General features: G+C 60.9%; 27 protein-coding genes. 19 read left to right on the top strand and 8 right to left on the bottom strand.

The annotated features are described in order from the left end of the window. Positions 1-276: 276 nt before the first annotated feature. Positions 277-1,062: an HAD-IIB family hydrolase gene (locus tag GLP43_RS07510; protein ID WP_237278824.1), complete on the top strand. Its 786-nt coding sequence runs from the start codon at positions 277-279 to the stop codon at positions 1,060-1,062. A 13-nt stretch (positions 1,063-1,075) separates the two neighbouring features. Beyond that, positions 1,076-2,296 (top strand): glycosyl transferase, encoded by a 1,221-nt coding sequence (locus tag GLP43_RS07505; protein WP_237278823.1) that lies wholly within the window; start codon positions 1,076-1,078, stop codon positions 2,294-2,296. A gap of 24 nt (positions 2,297-2,320) precedes the next feature. Here the strand turns inward: GLP43_RS07505 and GLP43_RS07500 are convergent, their stop codons facing one another. From GLP43_RS07500 to GLP43_RS07480, 5 genes are all read right to left on the bottom strand, one after another. Next, positions 2,321-4,069, bottom strand: coding sequence for a sugar phosphorylase (locus GLP43_RS07500; RefSeq protein WP_237278822.1), 1,749 nt, complete (start codon positions 4,067-4,069; stop codon positions 2,321-2,323). 230 nt (positions 4,070-4,299) lie between these two features. Next, complete coding sequence (locus tag GLP43_RS07495; protein WP_237279936.1) at positions 4,300-5,301, bottom strand: GGDEF domain-containing protein; 1,002 nt, start codon at positions 5,299-5,301, stop codon at positions 4,300-4,302. 44 nt (positions 5,302-5,345) lie between these two features. Further along, positions 5,346-5,942 carry a heme NO-binding domain-containing protein gene (locus GLP43_RS07490; protein ID WP_237278821.1) on the bottom strand — a complete coding sequence of 199 codons (597 nt, stop codon included), beginning with the start codon at positions 5,940-5,942 and terminating at the stop codon, positions 5,346-5,348. A gap of 119 nt (positions 5,943-6,061) precedes the next feature. Next, positions 6,062-6,769, bottom strand: a complete 708-nt coding sequence (locus tag GLP43_RS07485; RefSeq protein ID WP_237278820.1) for an HAD family hydrolase — start codon at positions 6,767-6,769, stop codon at positions 6,062-6,064. 2 nt (positions 6,770-6,771) lie between these two features. Further along, positions 6,772-7,065, bottom strand: coding sequence for a DUF3572 domain-containing protein (locus tag GLP43_RS07480; RefSeq protein ID WP_074635627.1), 294 nt, complete (start codon positions 7,063-7,065; stop codon positions 6,772-6,774). A gap of 89 nt (positions 7,066-7,154) precedes the next feature. On the opposite strand from GLP43_RS07480, the gene GLP43_RS07475 reads away from it, so the two are divergent. Both GLP43_RS07475 and GLP43_RS07470 read left to right on the top strand, forming a co-directional pair. Then, positions 7,155-8,570: a diguanylate cyclase domain-containing protein gene (locus GLP43_RS07475; RefSeq protein WP_237278819.1), complete on the top strand. Its 1,416-nt coding sequence runs from the start codon at positions 7,155-7,157 to the stop codon at positions 8,568-8,570. A gap of 109 nt (positions 8,571-8,679) precedes the next feature. Beyond that, positions 8,680-9,606 (top strand): DMT family transporter, encoded by a 927-nt coding sequence (locus tag GLP43_RS07470; RefSeq protein WP_237278818.1) that lies wholly within the window; start codon positions 8,680-8,682, stop codon positions 9,604-9,606. Here the strand turns inward: GLP43_RS07470 and GLP43_RS07465 are convergent. Next, on the bottom strand, positions 9,539-10,231 hold the full coding sequence (locus GLP43_RS07465; protein ID WP_237278817.1) for a thiamine diphosphokinase: 693 nt from the start codon (positions 10,229-10,231) through the stop codon (positions 9,539-9,541). The two genes, GLP43_RS07470 and GLP43_RS07465, sit on opposite strands and share 68 nt — an antisense overlap. Before the next feature lie 137 nt (positions 10,232-10,368). On the opposite strand from GLP43_RS07465, the gene GLP43_RS07460 reads away from it, so the two are divergent. After that, on the top strand, positions 10,369-12,579 hold the full coding sequence (locus GLP43_RS07460; RefSeq protein WP_237278816.1) for a hypothetical protein: 2,211 nt from the start codon (positions 10,369-10,371) through the stop codon (positions 12,577-12,579). 104 nt (positions 12,580-12,683) lie between these two features. Here the strand turns inward: GLP43_RS07460 and GLP43_RS07455 are convergent, their stop codons facing one another. Together GLP43_RS07455 and GLP43_RS07450 are read right to left on the bottom strand one after the other, a co-directional pair. Next, the gene (locus tag GLP43_RS07455) at positions 12,684-12,914 is read right to left on the bottom strand and encodes a DUF2842 domain-containing protein (RefSeq protein WP_237278815.1); all 231 of its coding nucleotides are present in this window, start codon (positions 12,912-12,914) and stop codon (positions 12,684-12,686) included. Positions 12,915-12,968: 54 nt separating this feature from the next. Further along, positions 12,969-14,264 (bottom strand): adenylosuccinate synthase, encoded by a 1,296-nt coding sequence (locus GLP43_RS07450; RefSeq protein ID WP_237278814.1) that lies wholly within the window; start codon positions 14,262-14,264, stop codon positions 12,969-12,971. Between the two features lie 215 nt (positions 14,265-14,479). Here GLP43_RS07450 and GLP43_RS07445 point away from each other — a divergent pair, with 215 nt between their 5' ends. From GLP43_RS07445 to GLP43_RS07380, 14 genes are all read left to right on the top strand, one after another. Next, positions 14,480-14,875: a DUF6524 family protein gene (locus GLP43_RS07445; RefSeq protein ID WP_237278813.1), complete on the top strand. Its 396-nt coding sequence runs from the start codon at positions 14,480-14,482 to the stop codon at positions 14,873-14,875. Positions 14,876-14,994: 119 nt separating this feature from the next. Then, a complete protein-coding gene (gene secG, locus GLP43_RS07440; protein ID WP_037943847.1) occupies positions 14,995-15,363 on the top strand; it encodes a preprotein translocase subunit SecG in 369 nt (122 codons plus the stop codon). A gap of 177 nt (positions 15,364-15,540) precedes the next feature. Beyond that, on the top strand, positions 15,541-17,190 hold the full coding sequence (locus tag GLP43_RS07435) for a CTP synthase (RefSeq protein WP_237278812.1): 1,650 nt from the start codon (positions 15,541-15,543) through the stop codon (positions 17,188-17,190). 24 nt (positions 17,191-17,214) lie between these two features. After that, positions 17,215-17,997, top strand: a complete 783-nt coding sequence (gene rlmJ, locus GLP43_RS07430; RefSeq protein WP_237278811.1) for a 23S rRNA (adenine(2030)-N(6))-methyltransferase RlmJ — start codon at positions 17,215-17,217, stop codon at positions 17,995-17,997. Positions 17,998-18,007: 10 nt separating this feature from the next. Next, positions 18,008-18,301 (top strand): DUF1330 domain-containing protein, encoded by a 294-nt coding sequence (locus GLP43_RS07425; RefSeq protein ID WP_237278810.1) that lies wholly within the window; start codon positions 18,008-18,010, stop codon positions 18,299-18,301. Positions 18,302-18,436: 135 nt separating this feature from the next. Beyond that, positions 18,437-18,874 (top strand): tellurite resistance TerB family protein, encoded by a 438-nt coding sequence (locus tag GLP43_RS07420; RefSeq protein ID WP_074635615.1) that lies wholly within the window; start codon positions 18,437-18,439, stop codon positions 18,872-18,874. Between the two features lie 37 nt (positions 18,875-18,911). Then, entirely contained in the window at positions 18,912-19,352 is a 441-nt protein-coding gene (locus GLP43_RS07415) for a tellurite resistance TerB family protein (RefSeq protein ID WP_005852457.1), read from the top strand. Between the two features lie 127 nt (positions 19,353-19,479). Continuing rightward, positions 19,480-20,256 carry an ABC transporter ATP-binding protein gene (locus GLP43_RS07410; protein WP_237278809.1) on the top strand — a complete coding sequence of 259 codons (777 nt, stop codon included), beginning with the start codon at positions 19,480-19,482 and terminating at the stop codon, positions 20,254-20,256. 36 nt (positions 20,257-20,292) lie between these two features. Next, positions 20,293-21,027, top strand: coding sequence for a transporter substrate-binding domain-containing protein (locus GLP43_RS07405; RefSeq protein ID WP_237278808.1), 735 nt, complete (start codon positions 20,293-20,295; stop codon positions 21,025-21,027). A 109-nt stretch (positions 21,028-21,136) separates the two neighbouring features. After that, positions 21,137-22,018 carry an ABC transporter permease gene (locus GLP43_RS07400; protein ID WP_237279935.1) on the top strand — a complete coding sequence of 294 codons (882 nt, stop codon included), beginning with the start codon at positions 21,137-21,139 and terminating at the stop codon, positions 22,016-22,018. Further along, on the top strand, positions 22,015-22,821 hold the full coding sequence (locus tag GLP43_RS07395) for an ABC transporter permease (protein WP_237278807.1): 807 nt from the start codon (positions 22,015-22,017) through the stop codon (positions 22,819-22,821). Before GLP43_RS07400 ends, GLP43_RS07395 begins: the two co-directional genes overlap by 4 nt. 98 nt (positions 22,822-22,919) lie before the next feature. Further along, complete coding sequence (locus GLP43_RS07390; RefSeq protein WP_005852447.1) at positions 22,920-24,254, top strand: glutamine synthetase family protein; 1,335 nt, start codon at positions 22,920-22,922, stop codon at positions 24,252-24,254. A 13-nt stretch (positions 24,255-24,267) separates the two neighbouring features. Further along, a complete protein-coding gene (locus tag GLP43_RS07385) occupies positions 24,268-24,948 on the top strand; it encodes a type 1 glutamine amidotransferase (protein WP_237279934.1) in 681 nt (226 codons plus the stop codon). After that, positions 24,948-26,306, top strand: a complete 1,359-nt coding sequence (locus GLP43_RS07380; protein ID WP_037944976.1) for a glutamine synthetase family protein — start codon at positions 24,948-24,950, stop codon at positions 26,304-26,306. Before GLP43_RS07385 ends, GLP43_RS07380 begins: the two co-directional genes overlap by 1 nt. Positions 26,307-26,323 lie beyond the last annotated feature (17 nt).

Genomic DNA, 26,323 nt, shown 5'->3' with positions numbered 1-26,323 from the left:
GTATCTTGGCGCTCAGACTGTCGCGCAACTTTGTTTACGTCAACAATAAAAATTATTGTCAGAGTGAAAATACAGCCTTTGGTCGCGACGTCACCTGACCGTTTTCAGACCGTACCCTCCCCCGGAAAGCGCCCATGTGATTCTATTTATACGTGCGCATCCGCTCAGTCCAGTTTCTGCACATTTTTTAGGCAAAAGCTAGAAAAACAATGCAAACCGCGCGATGAACGTCTGTGTCCAGTTGCAACTATCCATCCCGCGCCACACGCTTGATCTATGGCTATGTCTTTACCCCTGCTGGTGTTTACCGACCTTGATGGCACGTTGCTGTCACATAGTTCCTATCGCTGGGATGCGGCCACCCCGGCCTTGGATACATTGCGCAAAATCGGGGCCGCAGTGGTGTTGGCGAGCTCGAAAACCGCGCCCGAGATCGCAGGGATTCGCGCCGAACTGGCATGGGATCACTGCCCCGCGATCATCGAAAATGGTGCCGGCATTCTACCGCCCGATAGCACCGACATGCCCAAAACGGACAGTTACGTGCGCCTGCGCCGCACGCTCGACAGCCTGCCTGCGGACCTGCGCGACCCGTTTTGCGGGTTCGGCGATATGACCGTGGCACAGATCGCACAGATCACCGGCCTGTCGCATAATGACGCCGCCAACGCGGCAGAGCGGGCCTTTTCCGAACCCGGCATCTGGTCGGGCAGCGCCGAGTTGCGCGGCACATTTATCGACGCGCTGCACGATCACGGTATCCATGCCCGTGAAGGGGGACGGTTTCTGACCCTCTCCTACGGGCGTACCAAGGCCGACCAGATGGCCGCGCTGACCGACGCCTTTGCGCCGCGCCATACGCTGGCGCTTGGCGATGCCCCCAATGACATAGAGATGCTGCAAGCGGCCGAGTTTGGCGTCATTGTCGCCAACCCGCACCGCGACCCCCTGCCCCCGCTGCCCGGTGAGGACATCGGCAGGATCACCCGCACCACGCTCCCCGGCCCTGCCGGATGGAACGGTGCCGTGCTGGACCTGATCGCGCGGCTTAACCTGAACTAAGGAATGACAAAGCATGGCTGATTTTCATCAAAACGGGAATATCGCGACCCTGCACAATCTGCGCACCCGCTCGCTGGACGAAATGACCTACGAGCTTGAGACGTTTGCCCAGACCCGCAAAATGGCGCTGATCCTGCCTTGTCTCTACTCCGAGCTAGAGACCGAGGCGATGCCCCGCATTCTGGCCGAGCTGTCCAAGGTCACCTATCTGCACCGCATCATCATCGGTCTGGACCGCGCCGACGAGGCACAGTTCCGCCATGCGAAAGAGTTCTTCAAGGGCCTCAACCAGAACCATATCGTGATCTGGAACGACAGCCCGCGGATGCTGGCGCTTGGCGCGCAGCTCAAAGACATGGGCCTCGCCCCCGCCGAACAAGGCAAGGGCAAGAACGTCTGGTCCTCGCTCGGCTATCTGATCGCCTGTCAGGACAGCGCGGTGATGGCGATCCATGATTGCGATATCGTGACCTATACCAACGACCTGCTGGCGCGGCTGATCTATCCTGTCGCCAATGCGAATTTCCCCTATCAGGTCGCCAAAGGCTATTACGCGCGGGTGGGCAGCGACAAGCTGAACGGGCGGGTCACGCGGCTGCTGGTCAGCCCGCTGCTGATCGCGCTGAAAAAGGTCGTGGGCGACCGTGACTATATCGATTACCTGCGCGCTTTCCGCTATCCGCTCTCGGGTGAATTTGCCATGCGCACCAATATCTTGCCCGATCTGCGCATCCCCTCCGACTGGGGGCTGGAGATCGGCGTGCTGTCAGAGGCATGGCGCAACCTCGCGCCGAAATCGGTCTGTCAGGTCGAAATCGCCGACGACTATGACCACAAGCACCAAGATCTGAGCGAGGCCGACGCCGATGCGGGGTTGAACCGCATGTCCACCGACATCTGCAAGGCTATTTTCCGCAAGCTGGCGGCAGACGGCACGGTGTTCACACCCAATGTCTTTCGCACGCTCAAGGCGACCTATTATCGCTGTGCGCTCGACCTGCTGGATGCCTATTACAACGACGCCAAGATGAACGGGCTGAGCATCGACCGCCACAAGGAAGAACGCGCGATCGAGCTCTTTACCGAGAATATCATGCGGGCGGGACACTTCTTTCTCGATAACCCGCACGAGACCCCCTTTATCCCCACATGGAACCGCGTTCATTCCGCCGCACCTGAATTTCTCGCCAAACTACGCGAGGCCGCGGCAGCGGATGACGCTGAATACAGTTAACTAGGGGCCGCGCGGGCGGTGCCGTCAGAACCGGTTGGTGATCCACATGCATTGATAGGGGGCTAGCGTGATGTGATCAGCGCTGGCGTCAATCAAATCACCGCTGATCAGGTCCAGCCACGGTTGATCCTCGATCAGGTTTAGCGCCGCCGCCGAAATCGCGACAGAGGCGTCGCTGACGTTATGCAGCGCAAAGATCGACTGTTTGCGGTCCAGACTTTGCCGCCACACGCCGAACACGCGGTCATCTTGCAGGTTCACGGTGAATTGCGTCGCATTGGGGTGAAACGCCTTTTGTTTCTGCCGCACCTTTAGCCGCGCCGACAGATCGCCCAAGACCTGCGACTGCGCGCTGGACGCATCGGCCAGCCGGTCGCGCAAGCTCGGATAATCCCATCGGTGTCGGTTGATCGCGCGGCTCATCCCGCGATGTTCGACCTGCGCGTGATCATTGGGTGTCGCCAGCATGGCGTGGATGTAGAAGGCGGGTATCCCCTCCAGCGACATGACGATGGTCTGCGAACAGATGAACCGCGCATGATGATGGTCATCCTCGCCCTTAAAGGTCCGCGACAGCGCGTCGTAAAAGGTCGTGTTCAGCTCGTACGGGCTTTGCCCGCCGTCGGGCAGGCTGCGCATCGACACCAACCCGCCGACCTGTAGCACCGTATCAATGACCTGTTGTTTTTCATCCTCGGGCAACAACCCTTCGGCGGGGCGCATGCCGATCCCGTCGTGACTGGCGGTAAAGTTCAGATAGGCGCAACCCATGGGGGCCGGCGGCATCGTACGTTGCCAGCGCCGCAGATGCGCCCCATTGCCCGACATCATCGCATGCAAGATCAGCGGCGGCAGCGGGAAATTATAGATCGCATGGGCCTCGTCCCCTGCCCCGAAATAGCTGAGGTTTTCGGCCTTGGGCACATTGGTTTCGGTCAGCAAGATGATCTTTTCCGGCGCATAATCGCACAGCAAACGCATCAGCCGGATAATCGCATGGGTTTGTGGCAGGTGGATCGACGGGGTGCCGATCTGCTTCCACAAGAACGCCACCGCATCCAGCCGGATGATCTGCACGCCATTGTCCACATGCAGGCGGATGATCCGCAAAAACTCGAGCAGCACCTCGGGGTTGCGGAAATCAAGGTCGATCTGGTCATGGCTGAAAGTGCACCAGACATGGCGCGGGCCGCTCGAGGTCTCTACCTCTTGCAGCAGGGGCGTCGTGCGCGGGCGTACCACCTCGCGCAGATCATCCTGCGGTGAGGCTTCGAAAAAGAACTTGTCATAGGGGGCCTGCCCCTGACGGTAGGCGTTGAACCAGTTCCCCTGGCTCGACACATGGTTCAGCACCAGATCGGACATCAGCGTGAAATCGGCGGCGATGCGGTTGATATCAGGCCAATCCCCTAGCTGCGGGTTCACCGCGCGAAAATCGGACACCGCAAACCCGTCGTCAGAAGTATAGGGGAAGAACGGCAGGATATGCACGCTGTTCAATGTGCCGCGCAAGTACCGGTGCAAGAAGTCGTTCAACAAATCCAGCGGCTTATGCGCCCCGTCCACGATAGAGTTGCCATAGGTGATCAGCAGCGCGTCGCGTTCCGACCAAAGCGTATTGCCGGCAACACGGCCCCTTTTGCGGCGGGTTGTTCCCTCGGGCCAGAAGGCGTCAAGGACCTTGCTGGAAAGGATATCGGCATCCAGATCGGGGTAGACCTCTGCCAACACCGCGCTAAGCCGAGAGCCGAGAGAACGGGCACTGTCCGTCATAATTTCCTGCCTTGCCTGAATATCCTTCCCCAAACCCTAACGCAGCCGCGCCCGTGTGACGAGCAGCCAAAAGCGGGGCCCCCATAATCCTGTCGCTGCAGCCCCCTGCGGCGCGTTTTCAGGCATCGCGCACAATATTGAAGCATTGCACAGATTTAACGCCCGTATATCTACAGGCCCCCGCCTTTGTGACGTGCACTAAAGCCACCACGCCCAGCGCGCGCCGTCATCTACTGCAGCGCATGTGGTTTCTCCCTCCCCTTCGGTATGGCGTCTGGCACAGGTTCGCCGTGCACCGTGTGCCGCGCACGCCCAGCTTGCTTGGAGCGGTAGAGCGCCGCATCGGCGTCCGACAGGACATCTTCGGCCACGGCATCCTGCCCCGCTTTAACCCATATGCTGCCGATGCTGGCGGAGATTTGGCACGCCGCGCCATCAAATCCGATCGGCCGTTCCAGTCGCGTGATGATCCGTTCGGCGACCTGTGCCAGATGCGCGCTGCCGGTAACCCCAGGCAGCAGCAGGGTAAATTCGTCACCGCCGACGCGGGCGACGGTGTCGATGTCCCGTGTTGCCTCCACCATGATCCGGGCCGCGGTTTGCAACACGTGATCCCCCGCCGCATGGCCCAGACTGTCGTTTACCGCCTTGAAGTAATCCAGATCGATCTGCATCACGGCGAACCCCTTGTTCCCCGCGATAAGCCGGGACAGCACGTGATCCATCGCGCGCCGGTTTTTCAAGCCGGTCAGCGTATCCGTAAACGCTTGCTCCTCCGCCGCGATCTTTGCGACCTCAAGCTTCTGGTTCAGCGCACGTGATGCCGCCATCGCCGCCGATTTTGCCTCCATCAGATAAAGCATCTCGACCGCGAGGTCCGTCGGCGCGAAATCTGCATTGCTTAGGCGATGGGTGCGGACGCCACTCAGGATCGATATCCCGAATGACAGGTTTATCAGACAGTCGGTTTCCGAGCTTTCCATCTGTTCGGCACCACGAGGCAGCGGGACCAGAACCCCTTTAAAAATCTGCTCGGGCCGGTCGTGCAACGCCAGATGCAGCTTGCGCCCCGCCATTGGGCGGATTTGCGCAATACTGTCGGCCATATTCGGTCGGCGCATGACAAACTGGTCGAAAAAATCGCTCCCGATCCAAGTGCCCCGATGGCGCAGTTTGTGGATGGTGGGGCCCACATGCCGGATACGTCCGCAGGGCTGCACGATCACATGCATCGGGCATAGCACATCCAATGCCGCCTCATAGGCTGCCCCTACTGTCACCCGCGTGCACCCAGATCAAAGCTGCGGCCTTGTGCGTAGTGCCGGTCAATAATCGTGACGGTAATCACCTCCCCCTCCGGTGGGGCGGCTTTGCAGTCAAGCAGGGCCAATGTGCCATAGTCATCCGCGATCACCCGCATCACGCCCATCATCACATAGCCAAACCCTTGTATTTTCCCGCGACAGGTGAGCGTAAAGCGCCAGTCATCAAGCTGCGCGACCTCCATCTGGGGCAGTTGCAGGTCTTCCACGGCGAGGCTGGCACGTTCTGGCAAGTCATTGAGAGAATGCAAGAACTCTTCAAAATCTTCGCCGCCAAAGCGCAGCAAACGTCGCACGCCTTCGCGGTCGGGGTTGGACACAAGCCATGCGCCCAGATCTTCTAGAATATCGGGGATCGAGCGTTTCATCACGGCAGACAGGCGGTTGATAACGCGCGGCGTGATCGCATCATCATAGGTGAGCATCGGTTCGAAATCCGCCGTGCCCAGAGCGGCACAAAGATCGGCGCGCAGGGCGACCTGCACCCAGACACGGTGGCCAAAGCTATCCAGCACGAACCGTTGGATCGTATGGTTGATCAGCCCGTGCATCGCACCCCTTTTCCGCCGTTACACGGGGAAGATGGCGGATGAGAGTTAACAAAGGCCGAAGGCTAAACCTCCGCCGCGGCGGAATGCGCTTTGGTTTTGCCTCAAATGCAATCTAGCTGTCAGCCCTGCGGATCACGAGTCTGCCCGTCCAGCCACGCGGGCAAATGGCCGATGTCGGGCAGCACCACATCGGCGGCCCCTTCCAGGTCCTGACGTGTGGCCAGTCCCGTCAGCACCGCAACGCAGGCCATACCTGCCGCACGGCCCGCCGCCATATCGTGCAGGCTATCCCCGATCATCGCGACTTCCGACGGGTCCACCCCCACGGCTTTGGCAAACGCCAAGAGCTGCCCCGGCGTGGGCTTAGCACCGTGTCCGCTATCGAAACCGGCGATAAAGTCAAAATACCCGGTCACCCCTGCGCCGCCCAAATGCGCGCGGGCGGGCGCTTCGGCGTCATTGGTGGCGACGCCAAGCACCAGCCCGCGTGCCTTGAAAGCCTCCAGCAAGGCAACCAGCGGCACTGCCTCTGCCTGAGGGGCGTTTTCGGCCTCGTGGTTCAGCAGGTCCAATAGATCCGTCTTCGCAATTTCAGCCACATGGGGGGCCAGCGCATCGACGACCTCCCCCGGTGTGCCCGCAATAACGATACTGTCGGGCGAGAACGTCTGCGTCCCGTAATCAAAGCCGATCTGCTGCCCCAGCAAAGTCGCCCTCTCTCCGTCTCCCTTGCTAATCCGGGTCAGAAAAGCATTGGCCCATGTCTCCCATGTGGCAGCGAAGTCGAACAGGGTTCCGTCTTTGTCGAACAGCAGCGCTTTGATCATTTTCAGGTCCAATTCATCTGTGCGCCACCCGGAAGCGACTGACGTGCTTGCATGATACGGTCGTAAGGGATGTTCACGGTATCGCAAAACTCCGTGACCCAGGCGTCATCCATCATGATAAAATCCAGCACCGCGCCCAGAAACACCGGATCACCAGCCTGCGTGCGCAGATCTTCGGCAGATGCGCCTGTTGATCCCATAAAGGTGGGCATCAGGTCTTCGTTCGCGGCCAGCCAGGCCAAGGCCTGCAGGGCGACCGTCTCGGCGGCATCTTGCTTCATCATATTAATTTCCATCACGGTTTCTCAAACGAAACGCTTTGTTAACCAATCACAGCAACAAAGAGCGCTAAAGCCAGTTACACGTGAGTGGAGAATGAAGACAAGTGCCCGGTAAAGTCCTGATTGTGGATACGGTTGCGACCAACCGCATCGCGTTGAAAACCAAACTCATGTCCGCCTCCTACGAGGTATGGCAGGCGTCCACCGTGGCCCAGGCGGTCGACATCTCGCGCCGGTCGGCGCCTGATTTGGTTATCACGGCGCATCATCTGGACGGGCAAGATGCGACGGCCCTATGCACGATGCTCGCGGGGTCGCCGCGGACATCACGGATACCTATCTTTGCCTTGGCCGATGGCGGTGGCGCGGAGCTGTGTTTGCACCTGTTGGCGAATGGCGCACAGGAAGCAATGGTCAAACCTGTCTGCGACAAGCTGTTTCTGGGACGGGTGCGCAGCATGATACGCGCGGCCCATGGGGCCAGCCCCACGGCCATGCGGGACGGGATTTGCCCCCCGCTCGGGCTGGAAGAAACCGCTGCCACCTTCACCCGCCCGGGCACGTTCCAGATCGTCAGCCATGACAAGGCAGAGACACAGGTGCATGTCACTCAGCTACGCAAACGTCTGAGGGGGGCTGTCAGCCAGACGACCATCCGCGACGCGTTGACCGGTATCCGGCAGAACGCGCTGCCCGATGTCTTCATCCTGACCCTGACCGGTGTCGAAACGCGCGACGAGGCGCCACTGCGCCTGATCTCGACCCTGCGGGCGAATACGACGACGCGGCACTGCGGCATTCTTGTGCTGCAATCGCGCCCCCACCCCGCCGGTGCCGCCCATGCGCTGGATCTGGGGGCCGACGACCTGATGCAGCATGGCTTTGATATAGAGGAACTTTCGCTGCGGCTGACCGGGCTCCTGGCGCGCAAACAGCAGGGTGACACGATCCGGCGTGATGTCGATACACGCCTGCGCGAAGCGGTTTTTGATCCGCTGACAGGAATCTACAACCGCCGGCACGCCCTGTCAGAGGTCGCGCGGCTTGCCGTGCGCACCCGCCGCAAAGGTATACCGCTGGCCGTGATGCTGGTAGACATAGACCACTTCAAACGAGTGAATGACGCTTTCGGCCACGCCTCGGGGGACGCCGTGTTGGTAGAAACAGCACGCCGGCTAAAATCATGTTTGCGCCCGCTCGACGTTGCCGCCCGCATCGGAGGGGAGGAGTTTTTACTCATCCTCCCGGGCATCACAGAGGCAGAAGCCGCCCAGATGGCCAAACGCATGTGCGACGCCTACCGCACGACGCCATTTACCATCCCCGCCAGCGCGCAGCCAATCCATGCCACGATCAGCATCGGGCTATGTACCGCACAGCCTGAAACCGGCGACGCCTTCCCCGCCCCACTTGATGCCTCGGCCATCGCGGCACAGCTAATCGACCGCGCGGATCAGGCTTTATACAGTGCGAAACACCGCGGGCGCGATCGCGTAGGACTAATCCGGTCAGCGGCGTGAAATCACCCTCTCCCCACGGTTGCAAAGCCGGAAAAATGCCGCCACTCTGGCTGCGATATGCCTGCACGTCTGGGGCCTATCCCCCCTGATCCTCGACAAAGGCTTTGCCATGCTGCCCGATAAACCGATGACCGGTATTGCCATGATGCTTGGCTTTTGCATCGTTGCCCCTGTGGGCGATGCAATTGCGAAACTGCTGGGGTCCTCCGTGCCGCTGGGTCAGGTCGTGTTTATCCGCTTTGCCGTGCAATTGCTGATCTTGCTGCCGCTGGTGCTGCTGACGGGCAGGCCGCTGGCGATGCGGGGCCGAACGCTGTGTCTCGCCTTTGTGCGCACAGTGCTGCATGTCATCGGGATCGCGATGATGTTCACCGCGCTTAAATACCTGCCGCTGGCCGATGCGGTGGCGATTATCTTTGTCATGCCCTTCTTTATACTTCTGCTCGGCAAATACGTGCTGGGGGAAGAGGTCGGCAGCCGCCGTCTTCTCGCCTGTATCGTCGGCTTTTGTGGGACGCTGCTGGTGGTGCAACCCAGCTTTGCCGAGGTGGGCTGGCCCGCATTGCTGCCCGTCGGCGTGGCGCTCAACTTTGCGCTGTTCATGCTGGTGACACGGCAGATTGCGAAACACACCGACCCGATCAGCCTGCAAACGGTCAGCGGGTTCATGGCGGTCATGATACTGCTGCCCCTGCTGGGTCTGGGTCAAACACTTGCGCTGCCCGCCTTGGGCTGGCGCGTCCCTGATGCAAACGCCTGGATGCTGCTGATCGCAATCGGCGTCCTGGGCAGCGTGGCACATCTGCTGATGACATGGTCCCTGCGCTTCGCCCCCTCGGCCACGCTGGCCCCGATGCAATATCTCGAAATTCCCGTGGCGACGCTGGTCGGGTTGATCGTCTTTGGCGATCTACCCAATGCGCTGGCGGCGCTTGGGATGGGGATCACCATGGCCGCCGGTCTCTATATTATTCTGAGGGAGCGGGCCACGCAGCGGCGTCTGGCTGCAGCAGCGATTGTGCAACCTGCGGAATGAGCACCCTGGGAACCATCACCAACGCAGCGGGGCGATCCACCCTAAGGGTCGCGGGCCCCGTCGCACGGTTCGATGTCCCCAACCGCCCCAGCGGCGACAGCTCTAGCCCGTCAAGCGGCCACTCAAGCCCGCTGCTTTCCCCGTGGACCGCCGCCAGCGGGTATATCGACACCACATCCCCCGCCCGCGTCGGCAGATCAAGCCGGGGCGGCGCGAGGAAAATCACCTGCTCTCCGGCGATGAGCAGGCAACGCTGGTGCGGATGCCGCGCTAGACTGCTCAGGGCGGCAAGCTGATGGTCCACGCGCCCGCCCGAAAACCCCACCGCCACGATCAACGGCGCGGCCACCGACCGCAGCGCCTTGTCGAAATCGGTGGTTTCCTGCTCTGCCAGTTTAAACTGCCGCGCGGGCGGGATTTGCGACAGGGTCTCGGGCGTGACGGAATCAAAATCCCCCACCAGCGCCGCGATCTCTACGCCTGCGTCGCGGGCCAGATTTGCCCCGCCATCGACCGCCACACACATCGGGGCAAGCTGCAACGCCTCTTTGAGGTCGTTCGGGCCGGGCTGTCCGCCCCCAATGACGGTGACAGGGCCGCGGCTTGCCACAATGGTTGTTTTCACGCCGTTTTACCTCAAATTGGAAACAATGCCGCAATTTTGACATTAAATGATACGTTGCAGGGCACAGATTCGAGCCGAATTGGTCTTGAACCTTATGGTAAACAGTAAGCTGCAAATAGGCAGAGGACGACCATCCGATGATGAATAACAACAAAATTCTGACGGTCTCATACGGCACTTTCTCGTGCACGTTGGAAGGCTTTGACGATTCATTCGGCACCATGAAGGCCATCGCAGAGTATTTCCGCGACCTGTCGTCGGAGGATCGGTATTTCGGTGCAGAACCCGCACAGCCCGATGCGGAGATGCTGGCCCATATCGCCCAGAAAGAAATCTCGCGCCGCGTCGAGGCCCGCCAGCAGGACGGTCAGATCGTCCTGAGCGCGCAGACCCCGGCAGAGCCCGCAGCGCCAGCGCAGCCCGCCCCAACGCCCGAAGCCGCCGAAACACCCAAGACACCTGCCGCACCGCAGTCACAGGTCAGCAGCACCGCTGCCGGTCCTTCGGTGGTGTCGACCTCCTTCGCGCCGCGCCGGCCCAAGGAAATCTCTGCCTATTATGACGCTTACCGCATCAATGCGCTCAAATCTGCCGAGGCAGAGGCCGCGCCCGCGCCTCAGGCCGAAGCCGCCGCACCGCGCGACGAGGTGGTCAGCCGTGATGTCTCCGCAGCCGCACCAAAGCCGGAAGCAACGCAAGCCGAAGCGGCCCCTGCTCCTGCGGCACCGGCCGCCGAGGTAGATATCGTCCCCGGCCAACCCGACGAAGACGTCGAAGCATTTTTCGCCGACAGCCCGCGCAACGAGGTGACCGTCGACGACCAAGACGCCGAAATCCAGCCCGTCGCGGCCCCTGTCGTCGATAGCATCGCGGCCAAACTGCAGCGCATCCGCGCCGTGGTCGCCAATCAGGATGCCCCCGCCGCGCCGCAGCCGCAGGTCTTTGACGACGAGGACACAATCGACGCCGAAGATAGCACCGACGATGTCATCGCGAACGCGATCAACGACATTGAGGGCGCGCTGGACGCCGACGATACGGTCGAAAATATCGCACACTCTGCCGACCTCGAAGCTGAGGCTGAGGCTGAGGCTGAGGAAGAAGTTGCCGCTGCACAAGTGAGTGAAGAACAGCACGAAGACGTTGCGACTGATGAAGTGGAAGAAGCTGAAGCCGCGCAGGTCGAGGCTGAAGAAACCGATGAAGCTGAAGAAGACACAGCGCCCCGTGGTCGTGTGCTCAAGGTCAAACGCGCCGACATCGACCGTGCCATCGCCGAAGGCGAGCTGGAAGAGGTCGAAGAGCACGCGCCTGCGGTTCTGGAAGAGCCTGAGAAGCCCGCCCTGCGTATCCAGCGCGACCCCGAATCGACGCTCTCTGACGAGGACGAAGAAGATCTGGCCCGCGAACTGGCCGAGCTTGAGGCAACATTGTCCTCCGCCGCTGCCGACACGCTGACCGACGCGCCTGAGGACGCCGAAGAAGCTGTCGCCGATGAGGACAACGCGCCCGAAGAAGAGACCGCCGAGGAAGACTCGCAGGAAGACACGGCCCAAGAAGAAACCGTCGACATTGATGTTTCCGAGGATGACGCCGAAGAGGTACAGGCCGAAACCGAAACCGTGGCAGAGCCCGAAGCCGAAGCCCCCAAAGCCGCCCCACAACGCCGCAGCCTGCCAACGCTCGACGCGGACAGCGGCCCGGATATGAACCGTCTGCTGGCGGAAACCGACAACCAGATGGACGAACCCGAAGCCGCTACACGCCGCGACGCGATCACCCATCTGCGCGCCGCCGTGGCCGCGAAAAAGGCCGATATGGCCCTTGGTGCGCCCGATGCTGCGGAACGCGAAAACAACGCCTACCGCAGCGATCTGGCCGAGGTGGTCAAACCACGCCGCCCCGCGTCTACCACGGCCCGCACCGAACGCCCTGCCGAACCGCGCCCTGCCCCGCTGAAACTGGTAGCGGCACAGCGGATCGACACGGACCAGCCGCGCACTGTGGCCCCCGTACGCCCCCGTCGCGTGGCTGCTGTGGCCCCCGCGCCGGCACCGCAAGCCGGTGGCTTTGCCGAGTTCGCCGAGGAAATGGGCGCGACCCAGCTTCCCGACCTGCTGGAGGCGGCCGCGGCCTATATGGCCTTTGTCGAAGGCATGGACGATTTCTCGCGTCCGCAGCTGATGAACACCGTACGCCAAGGCGGTGCCGAGGATTTCAGCCGCGAGGAAGGTCTACGCTCCTTCGGTCAGCTGCTGCGCACCGGCAAGCTGCAAAAGCTGGAAGGTGGCCGCTTCAAGGCCTCCGAACAGATCGGGTTCCAGCCGGATGCGCGCGCCGCGGGCTAAGCGGGCAGGACATGACGACCGAAACGAAAAACGGCCCCCTCGGGGGCCGTTTTTTATGGGATAATGGTGGTCTGCAACGCTCTAAGACGTGCAGGCGAAACGGGTTATTCTGCGTCGCGATCCGCGTTCGGGTCCGCCTGACCGATCCCCTTGAACACAAATTTGAACGGGATCGCCCAGACCACGCCAAGCGCGATATAGATCACCAGTTCGATCCAGAAGGGTGGCCGGTCAAACAGCGACACGGTGACCACCGCCGCAATGATATAGAGCGGCAGACCAATCAGCAGAATGACCAGCGCCCACCGGCGGCGTGCTTTATATCCAAGGGCCATCGTGTCGTCCTTTCATCACGTGCCAAGGGCCCCAAAGGGCCCCGGCGTGTCAGATCAATCGGCGAAGGGGTCGGTGACCAGAATCGTGTCGTCCCGCTCTGGCGAGGTCGACAGCAGTGCCACGGGGCACTGGATCAGCTCTTCGACGCGGCGCACATATTTGATCGCATTCGCTGGCAGATCGGCCCAGCTGCGCGCGCCTTCGGTGCTTTCGGACCAACCGGGCATTTCCTCGTAGATGGGGGTGCAGCGGGCTTGCTGATCGGCCGCTGTGGGCAGATAGTCCAACTGCGCGCCGTCCAGCTCATAGCCGGTGCAGATCTTGAGCGTTTCAAACCCGTCCAGCACGTCCAGTTTCGTGAGCGAGATGCCGGTGACGCCGCTGGTCGCGCAGGTCTGGCGCACCAAAGCCGCATCGAACCAGCCACAGCGACGCTTACGCCCGGTGGTGGTGCCGAATTCATGGCCCCGCTCGCCCAAGCGCTGACCGTCCGCATCATGCAGTTCGGTCGGGAACGGCCCTTCGCCCACGCGGGTGGTATAGGCTTTGACGATGCCCAGCACATAGTTGATCGCGCCCGGTCCGATGCCGACACCTGTTGCCGCCTGCCCTGCAATCACGTTCGACGACGTGACGAAAGGATAGGTGCCAAAGTCGATGTCCAGCAGCGCGCCTTGCGCCCCTTCGAACAGGATACGCTTACCGGCCTTGCGCTTTTCGTTCATCACCTTCCAGACAGGTGCTGCGTATTCAAGGATCTTCGGTGCGATCTCTTTAAGCAGTTCAACCAGCCCGTCGCGGTCGATGGCTTCGACGCCCAGACCCTTGCGCAGCGGATCATGGTGCTGCAACGCGCGGTCAACGCGGGCTTCAAGCGTGGCAGGATCAGCCAGATCGGCAACGCGGATGGCGCGACGGCCGACTTTATCCTCGTAGCACGGGCCGATGCCGCGACCGGTGGTGCCGATCTTGGTGCCTTTTGACGCGGCCTCTTCGCGGGCGCGGTCCAGCTCGCCGTGGTAGGGCATGATCAGCGGTGTGTTTTCCGCGATCATCAGCGTTTCCGGCGTGATCTCTACGCCTTGGGCGCGGATCGTCTCGATCTCTTTCAGCAGGTGCCACGGGTCCAGCACAACACCGTTACCGATGACCGAAAGCTTGCCCCCGCGGACAACGCCCGAAGGCAGCGCGTGCAGCTTGTAGACCTTGCCGTCGATGACCAATGTGTGGCCCGCGTTATGGCCGCCCTGAAAACGCGCGATGACATCGGCCCGTTCGCTGAGCCAGTCCACGATTTTGCCTTTTCCTTCGTCGCCCCATTGGGCGCCTACGACTACGACGTTGGCCATGAAGATATTCCTTTAACAGTTCAAATAACCGTGCAAACCCGTGGAGGTATAGCGACGACCGTCGGGGACCGAAACTGTAAAATGCAGCCAAAACGCCGCCGCGTCATTTTTCTGGGCATTTATCAGCCTCGGGCCGTGAAACTTCGCAACGGGCCATAGACTTTGCCTAGGCTGCACCGATATTCCGTGACGGATCAATGAAGGAAGTACCGCAGATGGGATTCATCATACGTTGGGCCTGCGCCTTTGTCTTGCTGGCCGCGACCTTTAACCCGACCCCTTATAACTATGTCACTTGGGCGCAGCGATACGGGCATATGAACCTGTCCGTCGCGGTGCTGCTGGGGCTTTTGCTGTTCATCGGCTACGTGATCTATCTGCGCGCGACGCTACGCTCTATCGGTGGGCTGGGGATGCTGCTGGTGCTGGCGCTGGTGGGGTCAAGCCTTTGGGTGCTCTATGATCTGGGCATCCTAAGACTGGACAATCGCAGCTTTAACCTCTGGCTCGGCCTTGTCGCGTTGAGCTTTGTGCTGGGCATCGGCCTCAGCTGGAGCATCTTTCGCAGGGCGGTATCCGGTCAGGCAGACGTGGACGATGTGGAAACCTGAGGCGGCTTTCACACGGGCTTTCCGCCCAAGCGGCACCGCGGGTGCCAATCCTCCCTTGCCCCCATAGGCAAACTTGCCTAGACACGCCCAAAGTCCAAAACGCAGAGCCGTAGGTACCCATGGAAAATGTAGTCCTGATTGTCCATCTCATTCTGGCCCTTGGCCTGATTGCAGTCGTGTTGCTGCAACGGTCCGAAGGGGGCGGCCTTGGCATGGGCGGCGGCGGTGGCGGCGGAGCCGTTTCCGGTCGTTCGGCAGCCACAGCCATGGGTAAACTGACCTGGGTTCTGGCCGCGGCCTTTATCGTGACCTCGATCACGCTGACCATTATCGCGGCTGAAAAATCTGCCGGTTCTTCGGTTATCGATCGTCTGGGCGGCACGCCACCAGCGCTGAACCAGGGTGACGCACCAGCGCTGCCCGATGCCGACGCGCTGCTGCCACCGACACCTGCGGAAAATACACCGCAAGTGCCGACTGCGGATTGATCCAGACACTACAACAGCTTGAGGTTGGGCCAAGATACGCAACATGATGTTGCGGCTTGGCCTTGCTTTTTCCATCCGAATCCTGTTAGGCTTAAGTCCCGTGATGCTGCGGTTTTCCGCAGCTCAATTGCTTGGCTTTTGCCGCATCAAATCTGAACTCACGGGGGCCTTCATCACATGGCACGCTATATTTTCATCACCGGTGGTGTGGTTTCCAGCCTTGGCAAAGGCCTTGCCTCTGCGGCCTTGGGGGCCTTGTTGCAAGCGCGCGGATACTCCGTCCGTCTGCGCAAACTGGACCCCTATCTGAACGTCGATCCCGGCACGATGTCGCCCTTTGAACATGGCGAGGTTTTCGTCACCGACGATGGCGCCGAAACCGATCTGGATCTGGGCCACTACGAACGCTTTACCGGCGTGGCCGCGCGCAAGACGGATTCGATCAGCTCGGGCCGGGTCTATTCCACCGTGCTCGAGAAAGAGCGGCGCGGCGACTATCTGGGCAAGACCATTCAGGTGATTCCCCACGTCACCAACGAGATCAAAGATTTCCTGCATGTCGGCGATGACGAGGTCGACTTTATGCTGTGCGAAATCGGCGGTACCGTCGGCGATATCGAAGGCCTGCCCTTCTTCGAAGCGATCCGCCAGTTCAGCCACGATAAGCCACGCGGCCAGTGTATCTTCATGCACCTCACCCTGCTGCCCTATCTCGCGGCCAGCGGCGAGCTAAAGACCAAGCCGACGCAACACTCCGTCAAGGAACTGCAAAGCATTGGGATCGCGCCGGATATTCTGGTCTGCCGCTCCGAACACCCCATCCCCGAGAAAGAGCGCGAGAAAATCGCCCTGTTCTGTAACGTCCGCAAAGAGGCCGTGGTCGCGGCCTATGACCTGAAAACCATCTATGACGCGCCGCTGGCCTATCATGCGCAGGGGCTGGATCAGGCCGTGCTGGACGCGTTCGATATTTCCCCCGCCCCCAAGCCCGAACTGTCGGTCTGGCGCGATGTCTCTGACCGCGTGCACAACCCCGAAGGCGAAGTGAACGTCGCCATCGTCGGCAAATACACCCAGCTGGAAGATGCCTATAAATCGATTGCAGAGGCACTGACCCACGGTGGCATGGCCAACCGCGTCAAGGTCAAGATCGACTGGGTCGATGCCGAGGTTTTTGATCAAAGCGATGATGTATCGGCCCACCTCGAAGGGTTCCACGCGATCCTTGTGCCCGGCGGCTTTGGCGAACGCGGCACCGAGGGCAAGATCAAGGCGGCGCAATATGCCCGCGAGCAGAAAGTCCCCTATCTGGGGATATGTCTGGGCATGCAGATGGCCGTGATCGAAGCCGCGCGCAACGTGGCCGGCCTCACAACCGCAGGCTCGGAAGAATTCGACCACGAATCCACCGGCAAGAAACGGTTCGAACCCGTGGTCTACCACCTCAAGGAATGGGTGCAGGGCAACCACAAGGTCGAACGCAAGCTCGACGACGACAAAGGCGGCACCATGCGGCTTGGTGCCTATGACGCGACGCTGAAAGAAGGGTCGAACGTGGCCAAAGTCTATGGCACCACGTCCATCGACGAACGTCACCGCCACCGATATGAGGTCGATACCGCCTACCGCGAACAGCTTGAAAAAGCGGGTCTTACCTTCTCGGGGATGTCGCCCGACGGCATGCTGCCCGAGATCGTGGAATGGTCCGATCACCCGTGGTTCATCGGTGTGCAGTTCCACCCCGAACTCAAATCCAAACCCTTTGATCCGCACCCCTTGTTCAAGGATTTCATCCGCGCCGCCAAGGAAATGTCGCGGCTGGTCTGACCCTCGCGAAAGGCGGCCAACGGCATGCTCAGCTACCAACATATCTACCACGCCGGCAATCTGGCCGATGTTCACAAACACAGCCTGCTGGCGTGGATGTTGGGGTATCTGACCCGCAAGGACAAACCGCTGTCCTATATGGAAACCCATGCGGGGCGCGCGCTGTATGACCTGTCCGACACGCCCGCGCTGAAAACAGGCGAGGCGGCGCAGGGCATTGGCCGCGTGCGCGGCTGGTTCGACGATGCGCACCCTTACGCACAGGTGCTAGACCAGATCACCGGTGAACACGGCGCAGACGCATACCCCGGTTCGCCCCTGCTGGCGGCCAAGCTGCTGCGCGACAGCGACAGCATCCATCTGGCCGAACTGCACCCCGGCGAACATGCGGCACTTGATCTGGCGATGTCGCCCTATGACGTCAAATGCCACCACCGCGACGGGTTCGACATGGCCTTTGCCCTGACCCCGCCCACGCCGCGCCGTGGCCTGATGCTGATCGACCCCAGCTTCGAGATCAAAACCGACTATGCCGATATCCCGCGCCACATTGGCAAGCTGGCGCGCGCGTGGAACGTCGGCATCATTGCACTGTGGTATCCGATTTTGACCAATAAAGCGCATCAACCGATGCTCAGCGCGCTGATGGGTGCCCACCCCGAGGCCCTGCGTCACGAAGTCAGCTTTGCCCCTGCCCGCCCCGGTCACGGGATGGTCGGGTCAGGCATGTTCGTGCTGAACCCGCCCTATGGGCTGAAAGAAGAAGCGGCCCGTCTGACGGCCAAGTTCAAAACCCTACCCCGATAAGGAGCCCCCGATGCCCAAAGGTTACTGGATCGCTAACGTCGACGTGCGCGATGCCGAAGTCTACGACAAATACCGCGCTGCAAATGCCAAGCCTTTTGCCGATTTCGGGGCAAAGTTTCTGGTCCGTGGGGCCACGCCAGACATCCGCGAAGGTACGTCACACCCGCGCATCGTGGTGATCGAGTTTGCCTCGCTGGCCGATGCTGTGGCCTGCTATGAAAGCGAGGGGTATCAGGCGGCCAAAGATATCCGGTCGTCCGTCTCTGATGGAAATCTGGTCATCGTCGAAGGGTATGACGCCTAAGGTCGCGACAGGCCCCGCGCCTGCCCCTGCGGCATTGCGCTTTTTATACATCACCCCTTTGCGAATATGGGAAAAACGGAACGCTGCGCGCGGAATCGGGTTAGCCTCATGTGCCCGCAAGGATAAAGAGTTGCCATGTTTGAACGTCTATTCCCCCGCCGCAAGCCGGACCCCAAGCCGCTGCCACAGCCGACCCCCCAGCTTGCCCTTGGGGCGTTGCTGGTGCGTGTGGCGCTGGCCGACCGCACCTACCGCGCTGCCGAAGTGGGGCAGATCGACCGCATCCTCGCCCAGACCTTTGGCCTGAAACCGATCGAGGCCGCGAAACTGCGCGCCACCTGCGAAGCGCTGGAACGCCACGCCCCCGGTACGCCCGAATTCGCCCAGATCCTGCGCGAGGAAGTCGCCTATGACGACCGCAAGGCGCTTGGCGATGCGATGTGGTCTGTGGCGCTTGCGGATGGCGCACGTGACGACGACGAAGAGATCCAGCTGCTGGCCATTGAAACCGCACTTGGCCTCAGCGACGCGGACATGACCGCCGCCCGCGAAAAAGCGCTGAACGCTTTGTGACCTTGGCCTTGCGCCGCAACCGCTCTATATCACGCCCATGTTCGCAGAATTCATCAAACGGCTGACCCAGCCTGATCCCGCCCAGCTTCCCGATGGGGATGCCCGCCTTGCGCTGACCGCGCTTTTGGTGCGCATTGCCAAGTCGGATAATGAATACGCCCCGTCCGAGCGCGCGCGCATCGACCAGATCATCGCGAAACGCTATGCACTGGACGCTGACGGCACCGCCTCCCTGCGGGCGGACGCCGAAGCGCTAGAGGCCGAAGCCCCCGATACCGTCCGCTTTACCCGCGCGATCAAGGATGCCGTACCCTATGACGACCGCCTTGCCGTGATCAAAGCCCTGTGGGAGGTCGTGCTGGCCGATGGCAGCCGCTCTGACGAAGAAAACGCATTGCTGCGGTTGGTGGCCAACTTGCTGGGGGTCACAGACACCGACAGCGCCATCGTGCGCAAGCAGATTGAAGACAAAGACTAGTTTACGCGCAGGCGGTGAATTTACGCGGGGTCAACCGTTGAATTATTGGGCGAAACCCAAGTTCTGGATTGCAAATCCCCCTTAAAATCACCTTAACTTGCTGCGGAATGCACAATAAGGCAGCACAGTGACAGATCAGCCCCCCGTTATTGAGATCAACAATCTTCACAAGGCTTATGGCCCTCTGGAGGTGCTCAAGGGGGTGTCGGTCAAGGCCCCGCGCGGGCACGTCATCTCGCTGATCGGGTCGTCCGGCTCCGGCAAATCGACGTTGCTGCGCTGCTGTAACCTGCTGGAAGACAGCCAACAGGGCGATTTGCGCTTCAACGGTGAAGCTGTCACCTGGAAAGGCACCGGTCATCACCGCCGCCCTGCCGATCCCAAACAGGTGCTGCGCATCCGCACGAATCTGTCGATGGTGTTCCAACAGTTCAACCTGTGGTCCCATATGACGATCCTGCAAAACGTGATGGAGGCCCCGCTGACCGTCCTGCGCCGCGACCGCGCCGAGGTTGAGGCCGCCGCGCGTGCCTATCTTGACAAGGTGGGGATTGGCGACAAATGCGATGTCTTTCCAGCGCAACTGTCGGGCGGCCAGCAACAACGCGCCGCCATCGCACGCGGGCTGTGCATGGAGCCCGAAGCATTGCTATTCGACGAACCGACCTCGGCGCTGGACCCCGAGCTTGAGCAAGAGGTCGTCAAAGTCATCAAGGATCTGGCCGCCGAAGGGCGGACCATGATGATCGTAACCCATGATATGAAACTGGCGGCCGATGTCTCGGATCACGTCGTTTTCCTGCATCAGGGTTTGATCGAAGAACAAGGGGCCCCCGAAGACCTGTTCGGCGCCCCTAAATCAGAACGTCTGCGCGGGTTCCTCTCGGCCACTCACGCAGAGTAAAACCACCTAAAAACAATAAACTGGGAGACTTCAAAAATGAAAACACTCGTTCTTGCAACCGCCGCACTCGCGCTGAGCACCGGTTTCGCCATGGCAGACGCCCACGGCAAAACCATCCGCATGGGGACCGAAGGGGCCTACCCTCCCTATAACTTCCTGAATGACGCGGGCGAAGTAGACGGCTTCGAGCGCGAAGTCGGGGACGAGCTTTGCGCCCGTGCCGAGCTGACCTGCGAATGGGTCACCAACGAATGGGATAGCATCATCCCGAACCTGACATCGGGCAACTACGACACCATCATCGCCGGTATGAGCATCACCGACGAGCGTGAAGAAGTGATTGATTTCACACAGAACTACTTCCCGCCCGCGGCGTCCGCCTATGCGGCGAAATCGGCGGATGCCGATGTGATGGGCGGTGTTGTTGCAGCACAGACCAGCACGATCCAAGCCGGTCACGTGGCTGAATCCGGTGCCACCCTGCTGGAATTCGCCACTTATGATGAAACCGTCGCAGCCGTGAACAATGGCGAAGCGGATGCGGTTTTCGCCGACAAGGACGCGCTGGTCCCCACGGTCGAGGAATCCGGCGGCGAGATGGTTTTCGTCGGTGACGACGTGCCACTGGGCGGCGGCATCGGTCTTGGCCTGCGCGAAAGCGACACAGAGCTGAAAGCGAAATTCGACGCCGCGATCCAGTCCATGAAGGACGATGGTAGCCTGAACAAGCTGATCATCAAATGGTTCGGCGAAGAAGCTAAAACATTCTGATCCTGATCGGGGCGGCGCAGATGCCGCCCCTTTTCTCTGCCTGCCGATCTGATTAAAGACCCAAATCCAGACGCCCGCCAAAGGGCGCATACCACCGGGACATTCCGCCATTTTTGCCTGCACCGACCCAGAAACGCTTTCCGGCCTGTCGTGGCTGACGTGCTACCTGACCACGGGCAAGCATTTGGCCTTTTATGGCGCATTCGGCACCGTCTTGCTGCTGCTCGCCATCACCGCCCCCGCAGCACTTGCCTTTGGCTTTGGCGGCGCGATGGCCGCGCGGTCGCCCTTTGCGCCGCTGTCATGGCTGGGCCGCGCCTATATCGCCATTGTGCGCGGCGTGCCCGACATCGCCTTCTTCCTGTTTTTCGTCATCGCGCTGGATCAGGGCATCGAATACCTGCGCCACAAGGTGAAATGCCCCGACTGGGATCAGCCGATCCGTCAGGGCAGTGATTTTCTTGTCTGTCAGGCCGCCAAGATGCCGCTTGGCAACTCTGCCCAATGGGTCCACGAGGCCTATGGCTTTTCGCTCGCGGTACTGACCTTTGCCATCGTCTTTGGGGCCTTTGCCGCCAATGTCCTTTATGGCGCGATGCGGGCTGTGCCCCGCGCCCAGATCGAGACCGGCGAGGCGTATGGCATGACCCCGCGCCAGACCTTCTGGCGTATCCTTGTGCCGCAGATGTGGGTCTATGCGCTGCCCGGTCTGGGGAACCTGTGGATGGTGCTGATCAAGGCCACCCCACTGTTGTTCCTGCTGGGCGTCGAAGACATCGTTTATTGGGCGCGTGATCTGGGCGGAGCCAAGACCCCGCGCTTTACCGATTACCCCCACCCCGACTGGCGCATGTGGTATTTTCTGGCGCTTCTGGTGTTCTACCTCTGCTTTACCCGTGTGTCTGAAATCGTGCTCGACCGGCTGATGCGCCGTCTGACCAAGGGTCAGGCCACCGCCGGCGGCGAAGCACAGCGAAAGGCAGCGGCATGACCTGTTGGGAAACCATCCAATCCTATGGGCTGCGCTCGCTTGGCTATGGCGAACGGCTGCTGCCGCGCAGCGACTTTACGCTGTGTGACCAGTTCACCCTGATCGGCTCGGGCATGATCTGGAACGTCTACTACGGCTTTTTCGCGCTGGTCAGCGGCTTTCTGCTGGCGACCGCGCTGGCCGTGGCCAAAGCCCACCCCAGCCCTTGGCTGCGCAAACCGGCGGAGTGGTTTATCTTCCTGTTTCGCGGCTCGCCCTTGTTCATCCAGTTCTTCTTTGGCTATTTTTTGTTCCTTAGCCTAAAATCTGTGCACCCGTTCTTTGATATGTTCACCTCTGCGTGGCTTGGGGCGCTGATTGTTCTGTTCTTCAACACCTCTGCCTACTCGGCCGAGATCTTCTATGGCGCGCTGCAATCCATTCCCAAGGGCGACACCGAAGCCGCCGATGCCTACGGCATTTCCGGCTGGCCGCGGTTCAAGCGCATCATCTGGCCCACCATGCTGCGGCTGGCATGGCCCGCCTATACAAACGAGGCGATCTTCCTGTTTCATGCGACCACACTGGTGTTTTTCACCGGTTTTCCGGCGCTGCAACAACGCGGGGACGCGTTGTATTACGCCAGCTATTTCGCGGACAAAACGTTCAACCCGTTTATCCCCTACCCCATTCTGGCGGGCTACTTCATTTTGCTGACGCTGGTGATCATCGCCGTCTTCGGGCTGATCAACCGCCGTTTGAACCGCCACGTGCCCCAAGCTGCGGTGCGGAAAATTCGCTTGCGTCTAAATCTGATCCGGTAGTATCTGTTTTTTGATCAAATTATTTAGCGCGTGGGCGCTACCCCCCGGTTTTCACGTTGTAAGAACGCCGTTCATGCCCGCCGCTTGCAAGGTGTGATATGAAAAACTGGCTCCGCAAACATCCTCAGGTCCGCACAATCCGTGTGGCCGCCGCCGACCTCAATGGTCAGGCCCGCGGCAAGCGCATCCCCACGCGTTTTGCCGATAAGGTGGTAGAGGACGGCACGCGCTTTCCCATGTCGGTACTGAACCTCGATATCTGGGGTGAAGACATCGACGACAGCCCGCTGGTGTTTGAAAGTGGCGATGCCGATGGCATCCTGCACCCGACCGAGCGCGGCTTTCTGCCGATGCCCTGGCTTGATGCGCCCTCGGCCCTGCTGCCGATCTGGATGTTCCACGAGGACGGGCGCCCCTATGGCGGCGACCCGCGCCATGCCCTGCGCGCGGTGGTCGAACGCTACAAGGATCGCGGGCTGACGCCGGTCTGCGCGGTCGAGCTTGAGTTTTTCCTGATCGACGATTCGGGCCGCAAACTGCAGGTGCCGCTGTCGCCACGGTCGGGCAAACGCCGCAAGGCCGCCGAAACCCTGTCGATCCGCGCGCTGGACCAGTTCGATGAATTCTTCACCGATCTTTATGACGCCTGCGAAGAGATGGACATCCCCGCCGATACCGCCATTTCCGAAGCGGGTCTGGGCCAGTTCGAGATCAACCTCATGCATTGCGACGACGCCCTGCGCGCCGCCGATGACGCCTGGCTGTTCAAGATGCTGGTCAAAGGCCTCGCCCGCCGCCACGGCTTTGCCGCAAGCTTCATGGCGAAACCCTACGAGGATTACCCCGGGTCGGGCCTGCACACGCATTTCTCGGTGCTCGACAAGAACGGCAACAACGTCTTTGACGACGGCGGCCCCCAAGGCACGGCGATCATGCGTCACGCTGTGGCGGGTTGTATGAATGCCATGGCCGGCTGCGCGCTGGTCTTTGCGCCCCATGCCAACAGCTTTGACCGTATGGTGCCCGGTGCCCACGCGCCCACGGGGATCTCTTGGGCCTACGAAAACCGCACATCCTCCATCCGTATTCCCTCAGGCAGCCACAAGGCGCGGCGGATCGAACACCGTGTGTCGGGCGGCGACGTGAACCCCTATCTGATGCTGGCCGCCGTGCTGGGGGCCGCGATGAACGGCATCGAAGACGGGGCAGAGCCCCCCGCCCCGATCACCGGCAACGCCTATGCCGCCGACCTGCCGCAAATCCCCGGCGACTGGAAATCCGCGATCGACGCGTTCGAAAACTCCGCCGAGGTAAAGCGTATCTTTGCCCCCGAAATGGTGCGCAACTTTATCCTCACCAAGCGGCAGGAGCTGCATTATATGCAGGAACTGACCCCGCAAGAGCAGGTCGAAATCTATCTGGACACGGTGTAATCAGATGCCCCCCATGAAAATCGGTATCCTTCAAACCGGCCACTCCCCCGACAATATGAAAGCCGCGCTTGGCGATTATGGCGATATGTTCGTCAAATTGCTGGGCGGGCACGGGTTCGACTTCAAGATCTGGTCCGTGGTCGATGGCGACTTCCCCGCCTCGGCGGTGGAGGCGGACGGCTGGCTAATCACCGGATCGAAACACGGTGCCTACGAGGATCACGACTGGATCCCCCCGCTGGAACAGCTGATCCGCGCCATCCGCGAGGCAGGCCGCCCGCTGGTCGGCATCTGCTTTGGCCACCAGATCATTGCCCAAGCCCTTGGCGGCAAGGTCGAGAAATTCGCCGGCGGCTGGTCCGTGGGCCGCACCGAATACACCATCGACGGAGAGACCTTGGCCCTGAACGCCTGGCATCAGGATCAGGTCACCCAATTGCCCGACGGGGCCAAGGTGGTCGGTGCCTCTGATTTCTGCGCCAATGCGGCCCTGCTATATGATGATCAGATCTGGACCATCCAGCCCCACCCCGAATTCACCCAAGACTTTATCGACGGGCTGATCCGCACCCGCGGCAAAGGCGTGGTGCCCGATCACCAGCTTCAGGCGGCCTCTGCCCTGCTGGACGCCCCCACCGACAATGCAAAAATCGCCGACCATATTGCAGATTTCCTCAAGAAAGAGAGATTATGATGTCCGACTGGCTTGAAGAGCTTCCCCCCGCAGCACGCGAATATCTAGAGGGCAAGCGGCTCGACGAAGTTGAATGTATCATCCCCGACCTCCCCGGCATCGCACGCGGCAAAGCGGTGCCCGCCACAAAATTCGCACGGCAGGAATATTTCCACCTGCCCGACAGCATCTTTTACCAGACCATCACCGGTGAATGGGGCGACGCCGCCGGTGCCGACGGGTTCATCGAAAAAGACATGATCCTGCGCCCCGATATCTCGACCGCGACCGCCGCCCCTTGGACCGGCGACTGGACGCTGCAAGTGATCCACGACGCCTTTGACCGCGACGGCAATCCAGTTGAATATTCGCCGCGCAATGTGCTGAAACGCGTTGTCGATCTCTACCGTGCCCAAGGCTGGGAGCCGGTTGTCGCCCCCGAGATGGAGTTCTTTCTGGTCGCGCGCAACCTCGACCCCGCGCATGAGATCAAACCGATGATGGGCCGCTCCGGCCGCCCTGCTGCCGCGCGCCAGGCCTATTCCATGACCGCGGTCGATGAATTCGGCCCCGTGATCGACGACATCTACGACTTTGCCGAAGCGCAGGGGTTCGAGATTGACGGCATCACCCAAGAAGGCGGCGCGGGCCAGCTTGAGATCAACCTGATCCACGGTGATCCGGTGCGGCTGGCCGACGAGGTGTTCTATTTCAAGCGTCTGATCCGCGAAGCCGCCCTGCGCCACGATTGCTATGCCACCTTCATGGCGAAACCCATCGCCAACGAACCCGGCAGCGCCATGCATATCCACCATTCGGTGCTGGATGCCACGACGGGCAAGAACATCTTCTCTGGCCCACAAGGGGGCGAAACAGATGCCTTCTACCACTTTATCGCCGGAATGCAGAACCACATGCCCGACGCGCTGGCCGTTATTGCGCCCTATGTGAACAGCTACCGGCGCTACGTCAAAGACCATGCCGCGCCGATCAATCTGGAATGGGGCCGCGACAACCGCACCACGGGCATCCGCGTACCCCTGTCCGGCCCCGCGTCGCGCCGGGTCGAGAACCGCTTGGCCGGGATGGACTGCAACCCCTACCTCGGCATCGCCGCCTCGCTCGCCTGCGGCTATCTGGGTCTGATGGAACAGAAAAAGCCCAAAGCCGAATTCAAGGGCGACGCCTATGACGGCGACGGGGATATCCCGCAGGTGCTGGGATCCGCGCTGGATCTCTTCGAAGAGGCCACGACCCTGCACGAGGTGTTGGGCCCCGAGTTCGCCCGCGTCTACGCCATCGTCAAACGCGCGGAATACGAAGAGTTCCTGCATGTGATTTCCCCGTGGGAACGCGAGCACCTGTTGATGAACGTCTAGGCCCGCCGCACCCGCGG

The organism is Sulfitobacter sp. M39 (assembly GCF_021735935.1).
Lineage (GTDB): Bacteria > Pseudomonadota > Alphaproteobacteria > Rhodobacterales > Rhodobacteraceae > Sulfitobacter.
The sequence above is the reverse complement of the archived record's forward strand: the minus strand, read 5'-3'. Positions and strand labels throughout refer to the sequence as shown.

Bases quoted from the DNA above. Each gene is read 5' to 3' on its own strand.
- GLP43_RS07435 (WP_237278812.1), top strand. From the start codon at position 15,541: ATGGCACGCTATATTTTCATCACCGGTGGTGTGGTTTCCAGCCTTGGC.
- GLP43_RS07385 (WP_237279934.1), top strand. From the start codon at position 24,268: ATGAAAATCGGTATCCTTCAAACCGGCCACTCCCCCGACAATATGAAA.
- GLP43_RS07390 (WP_005852447.1), top strand. From the start codon at position 22,920: ATGAAAAACTGGCTCCGCAAACATCCTCAGGTCCGCACAATCCGTGTG.
- GLP43_RS07455 (WP_237278815.1), bottom strand. From the start codon at position 12,914: ATGGCCCTTGGATATAAAGCACGCCGCCGGTGGGCGCTGGTCATTCTG.
- GLP43_RS07395 (WP_237278807.1), top strand. From the start codon at position 22,015: ATGACCTGTTGGGAAACCATCCAATCCTATGGGCTGCGCTCGCTTGGC.
- GLP43_RS07445 (WP_237278813.1), top strand. From the start codon at position 14,480: ATGGGATTCATCATACGTTGGGCCTGCGCCTTTGTCTTGCTGGCCGCG.
- GLP43_RS07500 (WP_237278822.1), bottom strand. From the start codon at position 4,069: ATGACGGACAGTGCCCGTTCTCTCGGCTCTCGGCTTAGCGCGGTGTTG.
- GLP43_RS07495 (WP_237279936.1), bottom strand. From the start codon at position 5,301: ATGCATGTGATCGTGCAGCCCTGCGGACGTATCCGGCATGTGGGCCCC.
- GLP43_RS07415 (WP_005852457.1), top strand. From the start codon at position 18,912: ATGTTCGCAGAATTCATCAAACGGCTGACCCAGCCTGATCCCGCCCAG.
- GLP43_RS07405 (WP_237278808.1), top strand. From the start codon at position 20,293: ATGAAAACACTCGTTCTTGCAACCGCCGCACTCGCGCTGAGCACCGGT.
- GLP43_RS07380 (WP_037944976.1), top strand. From the start codon at position 24,948: ATGTCCGACTGGCTTGAAGAGCTTCCCCCCGCAGCACGCGAATATCTA.
- GLP43_RS07420 (WP_074635615.1), top strand. From the start codon at position 18,437: ATGTTTGAACGTCTATTCCCCCGCCGCAAGCCGGACCCCAAGCCGCTG.
- GLP43_RS07450 (WP_237278814.1), bottom strand. From the start codon at position 14,264: ATGGCCAACGTCGTAGTCGTAGGCGCCCAATGGGGCGACGAAGGAAAA.
- GLP43_RS07470 (WP_237278818.1), top strand. From the start codon at position 8,680: ATGCTGCCCGATAAACCGATGACCGGTATTGCCATGATGCTTGGCTTT.
- GLP43_RS07505 (WP_237278823.1), top strand. From the start codon at position 1,076: ATGGCTGATTTTCATCAAAACGGGAATATCGCGACCCTGCACAATCTG.
- GLP43_RS07510 (WP_237278824.1), top strand. From the start codon at position 277: ATGGCTATGTCTTTACCCCTGCTGGTGTTTACCGACCTTGATGGCACG.
- GLP43_RS07485 (WP_237278820.1), bottom strand. From the start codon at position 6,769: ATGATCAAAGCGCTGCTGTTCGACAAAGACGGAACCCTGTTCGACTTC.
- rlmJ (WP_237278811.1), top strand. From the start codon at position 17,215: ATGCTCAGCTACCAACATATCTACCACGCCGGCAATCTGGCCGATGTT.
- GLP43_RS07480 (WP_074635627.1), bottom strand. From the start codon at position 7,065: ATGGAAATTAATATGATGAAGCAAGATGCCGCCGAGACGGTCGCCCTG.
- GLP43_RS07460 (WP_237278816.1), top strand. From the start codon at position 10,369: ATGATGAATAACAACAAAATTCTGACGGTCTCATACGGCACTTTCTCG.
- secG (WP_037943847.1), top strand. From the start codon at position 14,995: ATGGAAAATGTAGTCCTGATTGTCCATCTCATTCTGGCCCTTGGCCTG.
- GLP43_RS07490 (WP_237278821.1), bottom strand. From the start codon at position 5,942: ATGCACGGGCTGATCAACCATACGATCCAACGGTTCGTGCTGGATAGC.
- GLP43_RS07425 (WP_237278810.1), top strand. From the start codon at position 18,008: ATGCCCAAAGGTTACTGGATCGCTAACGTCGACGTGCGCGATGCCGAA.